Source organism: Flagellimonas flava (assembly GCF_050617915.1).
Taxonomy (GTDB): domain Bacteria; phylum Bacteroidota; class Bacteroidia; order Flavobacteriales; family Flavobacteriaceae; genus Flagellimonas; species Flagellimonas flava_A.
This window is the reverse complement of record NZ_JBODQE010000011.1, coordinates 1-13953: the sequence shown is the minus strand read 5'-3', so window position 1 is coordinate 13953 and position 13953 is coordinate 1. Positions and strand designations below refer to the sequence as shown.

Sequence of the window (13953 nt, the reverse complement as noted above, 5' to 3'; positions counted from 1 at the left end):
CCTTGTGAAAAGCAACTTTTTTGGTTAAATTTTATCAAAAAAACTTCGCCATGATACGTAGACGGTTTCTCCTGACTTTACCCGCCCTCCTTTTTTGGTCCTGTTTGAATTCTGACGATGAGAACTGTTCTGACTTATGCCCGCGGTTGGGCGTTTTGGCTTTTGATGTTCTTCTGGACGGTAACAATGTGTTTGATAACGGCACCTATAGCATTAACGATGTAACCGTGGATGATGAAAACACGCAATTTTCATTGGAATCCATCTCAAGTCCCATCATGTTGGTTCAGGACCCCGATTGGAGCGAAGGTTCCTTTAATTACTTCATTAGGCTAAGTGATGAACACTCGTTTACCGTAAATGCCACCTTCGAGTTTTCGCAAGCGACCGAATGTTGCAGCCCTATTCCCGTCCTAACAGCCATTAGGATAAATGATATCAACCAAGAGGTTCCCCTGACAGATGGGGTCGCCACGGTTAATCTGTAGAAAGGTTTAAAAAGCTAATCCATGGGCGAGCTATGCGTGGCTATAGCCTTCACCTTGCCCTCTTTTTTCTGGTAAACATCGGTAAATCGCAACTTTAAAATTGTGGTATCCTGTTTGTCGGCCCCTAAAATCACCATTCTTTCCCATCCCCTGACCACTGCTATATCGTTGTAAAGCTTAACCTTTAGGTCGTGGTACTCAATCGCGTCAAATGAATAATCCGCCTGACTAAACTCGTCAATGGTGGCAATTTTATTTGTGGTTTTTCCATCGCTGGAGCCAGAGTATTCCCAAGTATCATCCAGTACTTCTATGAGGGGACCGGCATCCCCTTTTATATAGGCGTTGGTCCAGGTATGAAGCAGGTCCAAGGCTTCTTCTTCGGTTATTTTATCTTCTGTTTCCAGTTCTGCAACCGGCTCAGCGGTTTGTTTGCAAGCGGCAAATACGAGCATTACCGCCATGATCAAAGCAGTTCTTATCATTTTAAAAAAGTTATTGGGATTATGACTTAGTCTACGCGTTTATAGAAAATCTTGTTTACAATTTTCCACTCTCCATCAATTTTGAGCAGGTTCATGAAATCCACAAAAGTGAAATCTGGATATTCCAGTTCCAATCGGGCGTTGGCAGCATGTCCGGAGACAGTGATTTCAGCAATTCGGTTCTTGCGGTTTACCCGATCCCCTGTTTTCATTCCACTGAAAAACTCCAGTGCATTAACTTCTTTGTAGCCTTCTTCCGTAATGTACTTCATGGTGGCCGTTTCATGAAAGGCCTTTTTTAAGGTGTTGAAGTCCCTATTGGAACCCCCTTCCATATAATAGCCCAAGGTTTGTTCTATCAATTCATAGTCAGATTGGGCATTTACCATTCCCATGATTCCCAGGGAAAATAGGCAAAGAAAAAGATTTCGCATGATGTTCGTTTTTAGGTTGTTGTATGAATTTCAAGATATTGTTTTTGAAAGCCATTTGAAATGGTCAAATCATAAATTTTTCATAAGGTTCCGTCCATTCAAATGGCCCATCCGTAAATCATAACACGTTCTTCATAAGATCGTCCCCCGCTTCTCTCCATAATTAAGCTATCTTGTCTTTGGCAAATTCATTGTTCATTAAATTCCGTTTTCAAGATGGCTCGCACGCTTCGTTTTCTATTCGTTTTCCTTTTGTTATCTACCATATCCTGTAGAAAGAAGATAGATCCAGAAAATCTGGACAACCTATTTAAGTTTAAGGATTATATCAGTTACCATACCCATGGCAATGAAAGTATTGCCGCACCCATACAAATAGTGCTGGCCCAACAATTGGATCAGTTTGAACTGACCCAAGAACTTCCTTCGGAATATTTAAAAATATCTCCAAAAGTGGATGGAAAACTGGTCATTGAAAATGGTAGGGAACTCACTTTTCAACCATCGGAATATTTAAAACCGGACACAGAATACATGGTAAGCCTGCAACTTCACAAGTTGTTTGATGACATTAAGAGTGATTTCAAAAAATACACCTTCGGATTTAAAACTCTTGCTCCCAATTTTAAGATTAGCCTTGGAAATCTGCAATCCTACAGCAAAAATTGGCAGTATTTGACGGGCACCCTGGAAGCTTCTGATGTGTTATCCGCTGAAAAAATATCCGTTATTTTGTCCGCAACGCAGGAAAATAATAAAGTTGCCATTAACTGGCAAAACACTACAGAAGATGCCAAATACTTCAGTTTTACCATAGATAGTATTTCCCGAAAAACAGATGACAGTGAATTACGACTCAGTTGGGACGGCTCCAAACTCAATATTGACAACAAAGGCTCAGAGGCATATACCATTCCAGGGCTGAACAAGTTTGTGGTGGTCGATGCCAAAACCTCAACAGCTCCCAATGCCGCCCTAACCCTGAACTTTTCGGAGCCCATAAATGAAAACCAAAATCTGAACGGACTGGTCACCATTGAAGGTGCCGAAAGCCTACGTTATGAAGTGGATGGAAATGTCCTCCGGGTTTATCCCTCAAACAGAATATTGGGAGAAGTTAAAGTGAATGCCTTTGAGGGTATCAAAAGTGCTTACGGATTCAGTCTTAAAAACAGTTTTTCCAAGTGGATTTCCTTCGAACAACTCAAACCCAATGTTCGGCTCCTCTCCAAAGGCACCATCCTACCCAATGCCGCTTCCACCCCCATATATTTTGAAACGGTCAATCTTGCGGCTGTGGAGGTCAGGGTCATTCAGGTTTTTGAAAATAATATGCTGCAATTTCTGCAAGACAATAACCTCACGCCCCAGTACCGGTCAGATTTAAGACCCGTGGGACGAAGGGTCGCCCATAAGGTCATTCCCCTCGCTACAGAAGGGGATGAAAACTCAAGCTATTGGAAAGCAAATGCTCTGGATTTATCGGAATTGATCAGCATAAACCCAGGTTCGTTGTATCGTGTAGAGTTCAGTTTTAAAAAGGAGCATACAACCTATAGCTGTAATGACGGAGTGGAAAGCGAAATGCTCGCGGTACAAGAGAAGGTGAACTCCTCACTAAATGCTGAGGAAGAGCGTCTGGAGGAACGGTATTGGGACAATGAAATTTACTATTGGAGAAATTACTCCTACAATTGGGAGGAACGGGACAATCCTTGTCATCAAGCTTATTACAATGAGGATAGAATAGCTTCTACACATTTGTTGGGCAGCGATTTGGGATTGATCGTAAAAAAGGGGAACAACCGCTCCTATCATTTTGCAGCCACCAATTTACTGACAGCGATGCCAGAGGCCAACACCAAAATCAGGCTTTACAATTTTCAGCAGCAATTGTTGGGTGAAGTGACCACGGACGCCTCCGGATTTGGTATCTATGATGGTGAGAAAAGTTTGGCGTTTGCCGTAGCAGAAAAAAACAACAATTTCGCCTACGCTAAGTTAGTGGATGGCAATGCACTTTCATTAAGTAAATTTGACGTATCCGGGGAAGAATTGCAAAGCGGACTGCAAGGATTTATATATACCGAAAGAGGGGTTCACCGACCTGGTGACACCGTCCATTTAACCTTCGTGCTGGATGACAGAAACAATCCATTGCCCGAAGGGCACCCAATTACCTTGGAAGTCAACGATGCTCGTGGAAAGTTGGTGCAGCGTACCCTGTTGAAAAAAGAAAGCAATCAGGTTGCAGATGGACTATATGCCATAAAGGAAGGGCAGTTCTACTATTTCCCAATACCCACCAAACCCAATGCTCCCACTGGTACTTGGAACGCCAAAATTGTGGTTGGTGGCGCCCAATTTCATAAAAGTCTCAAGGTTGCTACCATAAAGCCCAACCGTTTAAAGGTGGATTTTGCTTTTGAGGACGAGATATTAAAAGCAAATCAAAACAACAAAGGGCAGGCCAAGGTGCAATGGCTCCATGGTGCCCCAGCACGTAATCTTAAAGTGGACATCAATGCCAAATTGCAAAATGCTGCATCCGCTTTTTCCGGCTTTAATGGTTATGTTTTTCAAGATCCTGTGCGCACATTCAATGAAATTGAAACCCAATGGGTCGATGCCAAACTTAATGAAAATGGGATTTTGGACATCAATAAGAAATTGGATGTCAATGCAAAAGCTCCAGGGATGCTTCAAGCGGTTTTTACCACAAAGGTGTTTGAAGGTGGTGGTGATTTTTCCATAGATGTTTTTAGCAAAAAGTTGGCCCCGTTTACACATTTTGTGGGACTTCGTTCCCCAAAAGCCAAGCAATATGGTTCTTTCCTTACGGATGAAAACAACAACTTTGATGTGGTCAGCGTGGATGCATTGGGTAAAACCGAGGGCAACCGAAAACTCAAGGTGCAAATCTTCAAAATCGAATGGCGCTGGTGGTGGAACCGGGGATATGACAATCTTTCCCGATATGAAAACGCAACGGTTCACCGTCCTTTCAAGGAAATCTCAGTTACCACCAAAGCCGATGGAAAGGGCAGTTTTAACCTCAACATTCCCGATGATGATGGAGGTCGTTTCCTGATCAGGGTCATTGACGAGGCATCTGGACATGCTACTGGTCGCACCGCTTACTTTTATCGAAATTGGTGGCGAAGACCAGCTTCAGGCGATTCGGAAAGCTCCAAGATTCTCATTTTTTCGGCAGATAAAGAGAAATATACCCTAGGCGAAAACGCCGTGGTCACCTTCCCTTCAGACAGAGGAGGGCGGGCCCTGCTCAGCATAGAAAATGGCTCCGAAGTCTTGTCCCAGCAATGGATAGAGACATCAGCCAAGGAAACCCAAGCCAAAATTCCGATAACGGCAGAGATGGCTCCCAATGTATATGTCAATATTTCCCTTTTACAACCACATGGGCAAGTTAAAAATGACCTCCCCATACGATTGTACGGCGTAGTTCCCCTATTGGTAGAGAATCCAGACACTTTTCTAAAACCCGAACTAAAAATGCCGGAAGTGTTGCAACCGGAACAATCTTTCAAGGTAACCGTATCCGAAGCCGATAACAAACCCATGACCTATTCCTTGGCAGTAGTGGATGACGGACTCTTGGATCTAACCCGATTCAAAACCCCGGACATTCATAGCTCCTTTTATGCCAGACAGGCGCTTGGGGTCAAAACCTTTGACATTTTTGATGATGTGATGGGAGCCTATTCCGTTAGTGTGGACAATATCTACGCCATTGGAGGGGGTGGAATTGGAGAAGGCGCCAAAAACCGTAAAGCGCAGCGTTTTAAACCCGTGGTCACCTACCTGGGTCCCTTCAGTTTAAATGCTGGGGAAAAAGCAGACCACACCATAAAAATGCCCAATTATATAGGTTCTGTGCGAACCATGGTGGTGGCTGGTAATCAAAAAGGAGCCTATGGCAATGTAGATAAAACTACTCCTGTCCGGAAACCGTTGATGGTATTGACATCCATTCCAAGGAAATTATCTCCTGGAGAAAAAGTAACCATCCCCGTAACCGTTTTTGCCATGGAGAAAAAGGTGAAAAATGTTAGGGTTACCATAGAATCTGACAAAGCGCTAAAGCCTATTGGTCCAACAACAAAGGATATCACATTTGATTCCGTTGGAGAACAAATCGTCAATTTTGACTTTGAGGCACATCCAACAACCTCCTTTCAAAATATAAAAGTTACAGCCTCCGGGGCGGGAGAAAGCGCTAGTAGTTCCATAGAAATTAATGTGGAAAACCCCAATCCAATCACTTCCAAAAACAGCTTACATACCATTGAAGGCAACCAATCCCAAATGGTCTCATTGGAACCCTTCGGAACTTCCGGGACTAACGCAGCATTCATAGAGTTTTCCACACTACCGCCCATGGACTTCTCCAAACGCATGGAATATTTGATTCGATATCCGCATGGATGCGTTGAGCAAACTACCTCAGCCGCTTTTCCACAGCTCTTTTTGGCCGATGTCCTTGATATCACTTTTGACAAGGAAAAAGAGGTAGAGAAAAATGTGAAGGCTGCCATTAAACGCTTGAACGATTTTCAGATGCCCAATGGAGGACTCAGTTATTGGCCCAATTATGGAGGTGCTAACGATTGGGGAACCTCTTATGCAGGCCATTTTATGTTGGAAGCCAAGCAAAAAGGATATCAACTACCCCTCACTTTTTTGAGCAATTGGTTGCGCTATCAGAAAAATACGGCCAAGCAATGGAGCAATCAACGCAGCAGTTATAATGATGATATGGCCCAGGCGTATCGTTTGTATACCCTGGCCCTGGCCCAACAACCGGAATTGGCGGCCATGAATAGATTACGGGAGTCCAACAAATTGAGCAATGAAGCCAAATGGCGATTGGCGGCAGCCTATGCCCTGGCCGGCAAAAAAGAAGTGGCCCAGCAGATTGCGCAAACCGCCAATATCAATTTTCAGTCAAATAGCTACAATTACAGAACCTATGGTTCTGTTTTCCGGAATAGAGCCATGGCGTTGGAAACCACGGTGATTCTGGGTCATAGCCAACAGCGGGAACTTGCCGAATCCTTAGCAAAAAATTTGTCGTCCCAAAGGTGGTACAGTACCCAAGAAACCGCCTATGCCCTGCTGTCCATGGCAAAAATGGTAAGTAAAAATGGAGGTAAATCCTTGGATTTGAGCTTTACCCAAAATGGCAAAAAAGTGAATGTAAAAACAGATAGGGCCATTGCCCAACGGCCCCTTTCTATCACATCTGCCACGGATAAGGTGCAGATAGAAAATCATCAAGGGAACATCATTTATGCCACCCTTTCGCTAAGTGGTCGACTTCCGGTAGGACAAGAACTTGCCCAACAACAAAACCTAAGGCTTTCGGTAACTTATCAGGATCCACTGGGTAATGCAGTGGATGTGCGTCAGTTGCGACAAGGAACCGAACTTCAAGCCCGAATTAATGTGTTCAACACTTCCAACGATTTCATTAATGATGTGGCCTTGACCCAGATTGTTCCAAGCGGATGGGAAATTGTGGACACCTCTTATGCTGGCATCGGGAATGATAATTCGGGGAATGCATCTTATATGGACACAAGGGATGACCGAACCCATTTCTATTTCGATTTGGATGCTAAAAAGAGTAAAACTTTTACTGTAAAATTAAACGCCTCTTACCTAGGGGATTACTATCTGCCTGGAGCACAAGTAGAGGCCATGTACGATAATAACTATAGTGCCCGAAACAAGGGGCAATGGATCAAAGTGGTACGATAATATCAAGTACAGGATGATAAACCTCACATCCATATACAACAAGCTAACATTACAGCACAAGATTGGGCTGGGATCCTTTCTGATGCTATTCACTATATGGCTGTTTTGTCTTCCTAAATTGCTCTTTGATGACCCCACCTCTACCGTAGTTTTAAGCTCAGACCAAGTATTGGTCGGAGCCCGAATTGCAGAGGACGGCCAGTGGCGTTTTCCTGAGCTTGATTCGGTTCCTTACCGATTTAAGCAATCTGTTCTATTCTTTGAGGACGAGTATTTTTACCAACACCCCGGTTTTAACCCGGTTTCCATCTTCAAAGCGATACAGCACAACCTTACCAAGAACTCCCGAAGGGGTGGAAGCACGATTACCCAGCAGCTCATAAGGCTGAGCAGAAAAAACAAATCCAGAACCTATTGGGAAAAAGGCATTGAACTTTTTCTGGCCACCCGATTGGAACTACGCTATTCCAAAGAAGATATCTTACGCCTTTATGCCAGCCATACCCCTTACGGTGGGAATGTAGTAGGATTGGAAACGGCTGCTTGGCGCTACTTTGGCATTCCAGCCCATGAGCTAAGTTGGGGGCAATCGGCAACTTTGGCGGTGTTACCCAATGCCCCATCTCTAATTTTTCCTGGAAGAAACGAGCAAACCCTCAGAAACAAACGGAACCACCTATTGAAAAAGTTGTGGGCCAAGGGCATCATTGGTCAAACCACCTATGAGCTTGCCATAGCTGAGCCATTGCCTCAAAAACCGATGCCGCTGCCCAATATTGCGCCCCATTTAACGGAACGAATCAAAAGAGAGCACTCAGGAAAATCGGTTACCACTTCTTTGGACAGGCAGCTGCAAATTCATGTCAACAGGCTTGCTGAGCAACATTATCAACGCTTAAAAAGCAACGAAATCCATAATTTGGCCATTTTGGTTCTTGATGTGGAAACCAGAAAGGTCTTGGCCTATGTGGGAAACTCCCCAGCATCTGGGGAACATGGCAATTATGTGGATATCATCACCAAAAACCGAAGTACAGGAAGCACCCTAAAACCCTTTCTATTTACATCCTTGTTGCATGAAGGGCAATTGCTCCCGAACAGCTTGGTCAACGATATTCCAACTGTAATCAATGGATATAATCCAAAAAACTTCAACAAAAAACATGCGGGAGTAGTTCCAGCTAGCTGGGCGCTTTCCCGATCATTGAATGTGCCGGCCGTTCGCTTATTAAGGCAATTTGGGCTTCAAAAGTTTTACAACAAACTCCAAAAAATGCAAATGAAATCCTTGGACAAGCCCGCTGATTATTATGGATTGTCCTTGATTTTAGGAGGTGCTGAAAGCTCCTTGTGGGATGTCACCAAAAGCTACGCTTCCGCCACATCAACCCTAAATTACTTTGTGTCCCATTCCAGCACCTATCGTTCCGATGAGTTTTCTGAACCTTCCTATCTAAACGAGCAGGAAACCGATTTTGGGAAAGAGCAGTTCGAAGCCCCAATATTCGGTGCAGGAGCCATTTATCATACATTTAAATCCTTAAGGGAGGTCAATCGCCCGGAAGGGGATGAAAATTGGCAGTTTTTTGATGCTGCCCAACCCATAGCCTGGAAAACTGGAACAAGTTTTGGCTTTAAAGATGCTTGGGCAGTGGGGGTAACCCCAAAATATGCCATAGGTGTTTGGGCTGGTAATGCAGATGGCGAGGGCAGACCCGGGTTGGTAGGCATTTCGGCAGCGGCTCCCATTTTGTTTGATGTTTTGGCCACTTTACCCCATAGTGGTTGGTTCCAAGAGCCCTATGACGACCTTGTTGCTTTGGAAACCTGTACCAGAAGCGGACAACGGGCTTCAGTTTTCTGTGAAGATACCCAGAAACTGCAACTTCCCGCCAACGGATTTAAAAGTGCCACCTGCCCTTACCATCATCAAGTTTTTTTGGATGCCCAAGAATCCTATCGAGTTACCTCCTCTTGTTATCCGATGGAGGATATGGTACAAAAAAGTTGGTTTAGCCTACCGCCTGTTGTGGAGTACTACTATGCCGATACCAATCCCAATTATAAAAGCTTACCCCCATATCTTTCTGGATGTGGTTCAGAAGAACAGCAACTGATGGAGTTCATTCATCCCCGATTAAATGAGGAAATTCTTATTCCTAAAGATTTGGGAACAAGTCAAAAAGATGTGGTTTTTAAACTGGCCCATCAACAAGAGGATAGCACCGTGCACTGGTATTTGGATGAGACCTATGTGAACACGACCACCAGCTTTCATGAGCTGATCTTGCCGGTGAAGCCAGGGTCATATACCCTTACTGCGGTAGATGGCGGTGGTAATCGAATTCAACAACCTATACAAGTGGAGTTGGCTTCCGACCAATAAGACCTACTTTTTCCGCATAAAAATGGTGATGGGTACACCACTAAAATCAAAATGCTCCCGAAGCTTGTTCTCCAAAAATCGCTTGTACGGGTCGCGGACATACTGGGGCAAATTGCAGAAAAATGCAAACTGCGGATACGGGGTAGGTAGTTGCGTACAGAATTTTATTTTCACATACTTTCCTTTATAAGCCGGAGGTGGTGTATGCTCAATAATGGGCAGCATAATATCGTTTAGCTTCCGTGTAACAACCTTTTTTGAGCGGTTTTTGTACACGTCAACGGCAGTCTCAATGGCCTTAAATATCCGTTGCTTGGTAAGCACGGAAATGAACAAAATAGGGACATCGTCAAAAGGTTCTATGGCCTTTTTGATTTTCTGGGTGTACTCCTTGACCGAATTGGTTTCTTTTTCCACCAAATCCCATTTGTTGACAAGAATTACAATCCCCTTGTTGTTGCGCTGTGCGAGCCAAAAAATGTTCTGCACCTGTCCGTCAAATCCACGGGTGGCATCCAACAATAGAATACAAACATCGCAATGTTCAATGGCCCTTACGGATCGCATTACGGAGTAAAATTCCAAGTCTTCCTTTACTTTGGCCTTTCTTCGGATACCTGCCGTATCCACCAAATTAAATTCAAACCCAAACCTGTTGTATTTGGTATCGATACTATCACGGGTAGTCCCTGCAATATCAGTTACGATATATCTTTCTTCCCCGATCAAGGCATTGATGAAGGATGATTTTCCAGCATTGGGCCTGCCCACGACTGCAAAGCGGGGCAGTTCACTTTCTTCCTCCTCTATCTCTGGAAGCACCTCGACCAAGGCATCCAACAACTCTCCCGTTCCACTACCATTGATACTGGACAAGGTGTAGTAATCTCCCAAACCCAAGGCATAAAATTCCACAGCATCGGATTCGCGCTGGGCATTATCTACTTTATTGACGGCCAGGAATACTGGTTTATCTACTTTACGTAGTAATCTGGAAACATCTTCATCCATCCCGGTTACCCCAGATTCCACATCCACCATAAAAATTATAGCATCTGCCTCATCAATGGCCAACTCAACTTGTTTATCAATTTCCTGCTCAAAAATGTCATCACTTCCCACAACATATCCACCGGTATCGATCAAAGAAAATTCCTTGCCGTTCCAATCGCTTTTTCCATAATGGCGATCACGTGTAACCCCACTCACAGCATCCACGATGGCTTCCCTACGTTGGATCAATCGGTTAAAAAAAGTGGATTTGCCTACATTGGGTCTTCCCACAATGGCTACAATAGCTCCCATCCGCATTAAATTTTGGCAAAAATACCATTATTTATGAAGAAAAAATGATACCTTTTTTTATCAATGTCAACCACTTATGAGTGATTTTACCAATGAAATTGTTTTACGACCACGTTTTGAGATTTCTTTTCACGAAGATTTGGAACAACTAAAGTCCGTTTTTGACAAAAAAGCCCCAGATCCTTTTTTGATCAAGCGTTTGGATGAGCATATTTACATCCGGTTCAAAAAGTCCGAAACCAATTTTTGGACCCCCCAGGTGCACTTGGAGCTCACCTCCTTTGAAGAAGGGATTAGCAAGATCCATGGGGTTTTTGGGCCAAATCCTACCCTATGGACCTTTTTTATGTTCCTACATTTTGGGGTAGGTACCCTATTTATAATTTTGGGCGTTTTTGCCTATTCCAATTATTCATTGGGGTATGATGTTACTCTTTGGTTGGCGGGAATGTTCTTTTTGGTGGTTATCTGGTTTGCCCTGTACGCTTTTGGAAGAATGGGACGAGCCAAGGGTCAACCGCAAACAGATCAACTTAAAACCTATATCAGGCAACTTATTGCTGGCCTCAAGCGATGAAGAAAACAGGGTTTTAACTATTATATCCGAAACGGCGTAGCTGGGATGTATTGTTTCTCCAGTTTTTGTTGACCTTGACGTACAGTTCTATATGAACTTGCTTATCAAAAAACTTCTCCAAATCCTTTCGGGCCTCAACTCCCACTCTTTTCAATGCACTCCCCTTGTGACCAATAATGATTCCTTTTTGGGTATCACGTTCTACCATAATTACCGAACGGATCCTGATAATGTTCTCGTCCTCAATAAATTCTTCGGTTTCCACCTCAACTGCATAGGGAATCTCCTTTTTATAATGTAAAAGGATTTTCTCCCGTAGGGTCTCATTCACAAAAAAGCGTTCCGGTTTATCGGTCAATTGATCTTTGGGATAATAGGGTGGTGCTTCTGGAAGCAACTCCAAAATTCGGTCAAAAACTTCTTTCACATTGAAGTTTTCAAGCGCGGATATGGGATGAATTTCTGCCTGGGGAAGTAGTTTTTGCCAATGCTGAATCTGTTCTTCAAGGATTTCCTGTTCCGAAGTGTCAATTTTATTGAGAAGCAAAAGCACTGGTATTTTACTGTTTTCAATCTTTTTGAAGAAGGCTTCGTCCTTTAGGGCTTTTTCACCAATTTCCACCATATAGAGCAGTACATCTGCATCTTCAAAGGCCGATTTTACAAAATCCATCATTGAACTTTGCAGCTCATAGGCCGGTTTAATGATTCCAGGGGTATCGGAAAGTATCACCTGAAAATCATCCCCATTTACAATACCAAGAATACGATGCCTAGTGGTTTGTGCTTTGGAGGTAATAATGGAGAGTTTTTCACCAACAAAAGCGTTCATCAAGGTAGACTTCCCCACATTGGGGTTGCCGATAATATTTACAAAGCCCGATCTATGCTTGTTCATGTTTCAACTTTTGAAAGTACTTTTTAGCCGCTGCATTTACCTTGGGGGCCAAAATCAATACAGCGATCATATTGGGGATTACCATCAAGGCGTAGGACAAATCAATTAGGTTTTTGACCAATTCCAACGAGGCTACTGCTGCAAAGACAATCATAATCACAAAATAATGGTTATAAAACCTCCCAATTTTTGCGTTGGTTAGAAAGGACAGACATTTTACCCCATAATAGGAATAGGTAAACAAGGTAGACAAGGCAAAAGCGGTAACAATAATCATTAACAAATCATCCCCAAAACCAAACAAGGTAGTCCTAAACGCCTGCAATGTCATCACTATTCCGCTGGAATCATCCAAATAGGCACCACTTAAAATAATAACCACTGCGGTAAAGGTACAAACCAAAATAGTGTCAATAAATGGACCCAACATAGCCACCAAACCTTCACGAATGGGCTCATCATTTTTGGATTGCCCATGATACATGGGCGCACTACCCAAACCTGCTTCATTGGAGAACATGGCCCGTTTAACACCAATGATGACCAAGCCCCAGAATCCACCGGTTACTATAGTCTTAAAGTTCCAGGCTTCAGTTATGATAAGTTTTAAAGCAGGAATCACTTGGGAGGCATTCAACACCATAACAACGATTACAGCCACTAAATATACCATGACCATAACTGGAACAATGGCTGTGGCCACTTTGGCAATCTTGGTCAGACCTCCAAAGATTACAAAGGAGGTAATGATGGCTAGAACAATTCCTACGCTCAATTTCCAATTGAAATCGCTCATGGCAAAAAGCGAGTCAGCAGGTTCAATCACACTCATAAAGGTCTCGGTAAATTGATTGGCTGTGAAAACGCCCAGAAATCCAAAAATGCCTGAGAGGCAAAAGAAGATAGCTAGGGGCTTGTACTTTTTTCCCAATCCTTTGGTGATATAAAACATGGGGCCTCCTTGGAGTTTTCCTTCGGAATCCTCGCCTCTGAACATGATGGATAAACTACAGGAATAGAATTTTATGCACATCCCTATTAGGGCCGTCATCCATATCCAAAAGACAACCCCAGGACCCCCATCGTGAATAGCAATGGCAACCCCAGAAATGTTTCCCAGACCCACGGTAGCCGCCACTGCAGCAGATAGGGCCTGCAATGAACTCACATCCCCTTTGGCATTTTTGTCATCGTACTTTCCTCTGGTAATGGCAATGGCATGACCAAAAAAACGATATGGGGTCAATTTGGAATAAAAAATCAAGAAGAGGCCACCTCCTATCAATAAGATGAACATGGGCCAGTTTGCCCATGAATTGGCATCTACCAAAAAGCTGTTTATTTTTTCCATGGATTCGAAGGTAGCTATTTCGGATAAAAATCCGGTCAATTACAAAAAAGATACCTCGCCAAGCCCGGCATTGGTTCGACCATTTGATTTGAATTCACCATGTTTTTCAAATCAAGGTTAAAAAACACGTGAAAACCACTAAAAGATACCGAGCCAAGCTCGGCATTGGTTCGACCAATTGATTTGAATTCACCATGTTTTTCAAATCAAGGTTAAAAAACACGTGCAAACCACTAAAAGATACC

Annotated in this window: 9 protein-coding genes; 4 read left to right on the top strand and 5 right to left on the bottom strand. The window is 43.4% G+C overall.

Annotated features, from left to right (window positions below):
* The first annotated feature begins 50 nt into the window (after window positions 1–50).
* Complete coding sequence (locus ACRHOZ_RS18800) at window positions 51–488, top strand: hypothetical protein (protein WP_431129066.1); 438 nt, start codon at window positions 51–53, stop codon at window positions 486–488.
* Between the two features lie 14 nt (window positions 489–502).
* Here the strand turns inward: ACRHOZ_RS18800 and ACRHOZ_RS18795 are convergent, their stop codons facing one another.
* A complete protein-coding gene (locus ACRHOZ_RS18795) occupies window positions 503–973 on the bottom strand; it encodes a nuclear transport factor 2 family protein (protein WP_431129063.1) in 471 nt (156 codons plus the stop codon).
* A 26-nt stretch (window positions 974–999) separates the two neighbouring features.
* Window positions 1000–1407: a nuclear transport factor 2 family protein gene (locus ACRHOZ_RS18790; RefSeq protein ID WP_420400848.1), complete on the bottom strand. Its 408-nt coding sequence runs from the start codon at window positions 1405–1407 to the stop codon at window positions 1000–1002.
* Window positions 1408–1623: 216 nt separating this feature from the next.
* On the opposite strand from ACRHOZ_RS18790, the gene ACRHOZ_RS18785 reads away from it, so the two are divergent.
* Window positions 1624–7191 carry an alpha-2-macroglobulin family protein gene (locus ACRHOZ_RS18785; RefSeq protein ID WP_431129060.1) on the top strand — a complete coding sequence of 1856 codons (5568 nt, stop codon included), beginning with the start codon at window positions 1624–1626 and terminating at the stop codon, window positions 7189–7191.
* Between the two features lie 13 nt (window positions 7192–7204).
* Window positions 7205–9577: a penicillin-binding protein 1C gene (gene pbpC / locus ACRHOZ_RS18780; protein ID WP_431129057.1), complete on the top strand. Its 2373-nt coding sequence runs from the start codon at window positions 7205–7207 to the stop codon at window positions 9575–9577.
* A gap of 3 nt (window positions 9578–9580) precedes the next feature.
* On the opposite strand, the gene der is transcribed toward pbpC, so the two are convergent.
* Window positions 9581–10882 carry a ribosome biogenesis GTPase Der gene (der, locus tag ACRHOZ_RS18775; protein ID WP_431129054.1) on the bottom strand — a complete coding sequence of 434 codons (1302 nt, stop codon included), beginning with the start codon at window positions 10880–10882 and terminating at the stop codon, window positions 9581–9583.
* A gap of 76 nt (window positions 10883–10958) precedes the next feature.
* Here der and ACRHOZ_RS18770 point away from each other — a divergent pair, with 76 nt between their 5' ends.
* Window positions 10959–11459: a GTP-binding protein gene (locus tag ACRHOZ_RS18770; protein ID WP_431129051.1), complete on the top strand. Its 501-nt coding sequence runs from the start codon at window positions 10959–10961 to the stop codon at window positions 11457–11459.
* Window positions 11460–11472: 13 nt separating this feature from the next.
* Here the strand turns inward: ACRHOZ_RS18770 and era are convergent, their stop codons facing one another.
* Entirely contained in the window at window positions 11473–12357 is an 885-nt protein-coding gene (gene era / locus ACRHOZ_RS18765; RefSeq protein ID WP_431129048.1) for a GTPase Era, read from the bottom strand.
* A complete protein-coding gene (locus ACRHOZ_RS18760; RefSeq protein WP_431129045.1) occupies window positions 12344–13708 on the bottom strand; it encodes an alanine/glycine:cation symporter family protein in 1365 nt (454 codons plus the stop codon). The genes era and ACRHOZ_RS18760 overlap by 14 nt, the downstream gene beginning before the upstream one ends.
* Window positions 13709–13953 lie beyond the last annotated feature (245 nt).

What these genes read in the sequence shown, in the direction of transcription:
- ACRHOZ_RS18800 (WP_431129066.1), top strand. Translation starts at nt 51, where the DNA reads ATGATACGTAGACGGTTTCTCCTGACTTTACCCGCCCTCCTTTTTTGG.
- ACRHOZ_RS18770 (WP_431129051.1), top strand. Translation starts at nt 10,959, where the DNA reads ATGAGTGATTTTACCAATGAAATTGTTTTACGACCACGTTTTGAGATT.
- der (WP_431129054.1), bottom strand. Translation starts at nt 10,882, where the DNA reads ATGGGAGCTATTGTAGCCATTGTGGGAAGACCCAATGTAGGCAAATCC.
- ACRHOZ_RS18760 (WP_431129045.1), bottom strand. Translation starts at nt 13,708, where the DNA reads ATGGAAAAAATAAACAGCTTTTTGGTAGATGCCAATTCATGGGCAAAC.
- ACRHOZ_RS18790 (WP_420400848.1), bottom strand. Translation starts at nt 1,407, where the DNA reads ATGCGAAATCTTTTTCTTTGCCTATTTTCCCTGGGAATCATGGGAATG.
- era (WP_431129048.1), bottom strand. Translation starts at nt 12,357, where the DNA reads ATGAACAAGCATAGATCGGGCTTTGTAAATATTATCGGCAACCCCAAT.
- ACRHOZ_RS18785 (WP_431129060.1), top strand. Translation starts at nt 1,624, where the DNA reads ATGGCTCGCACGCTTCGTTTTCTATTCGTTTTCCTTTTGTTATCTACC.
- ACRHOZ_RS18795 (WP_431129063.1), bottom strand. Translation starts at nt 973, where the DNA reads ATGATAAGAACTGCTTTGATCATGGCGGTAATGCTCGTATTTGCCGCT.
- pbpC (WP_431129057.1), top strand. Translation starts at nt 7,205, where the DNA reads ATGATAAACCTCACATCCATATACAACAAGCTAACATTACAGCACAAG.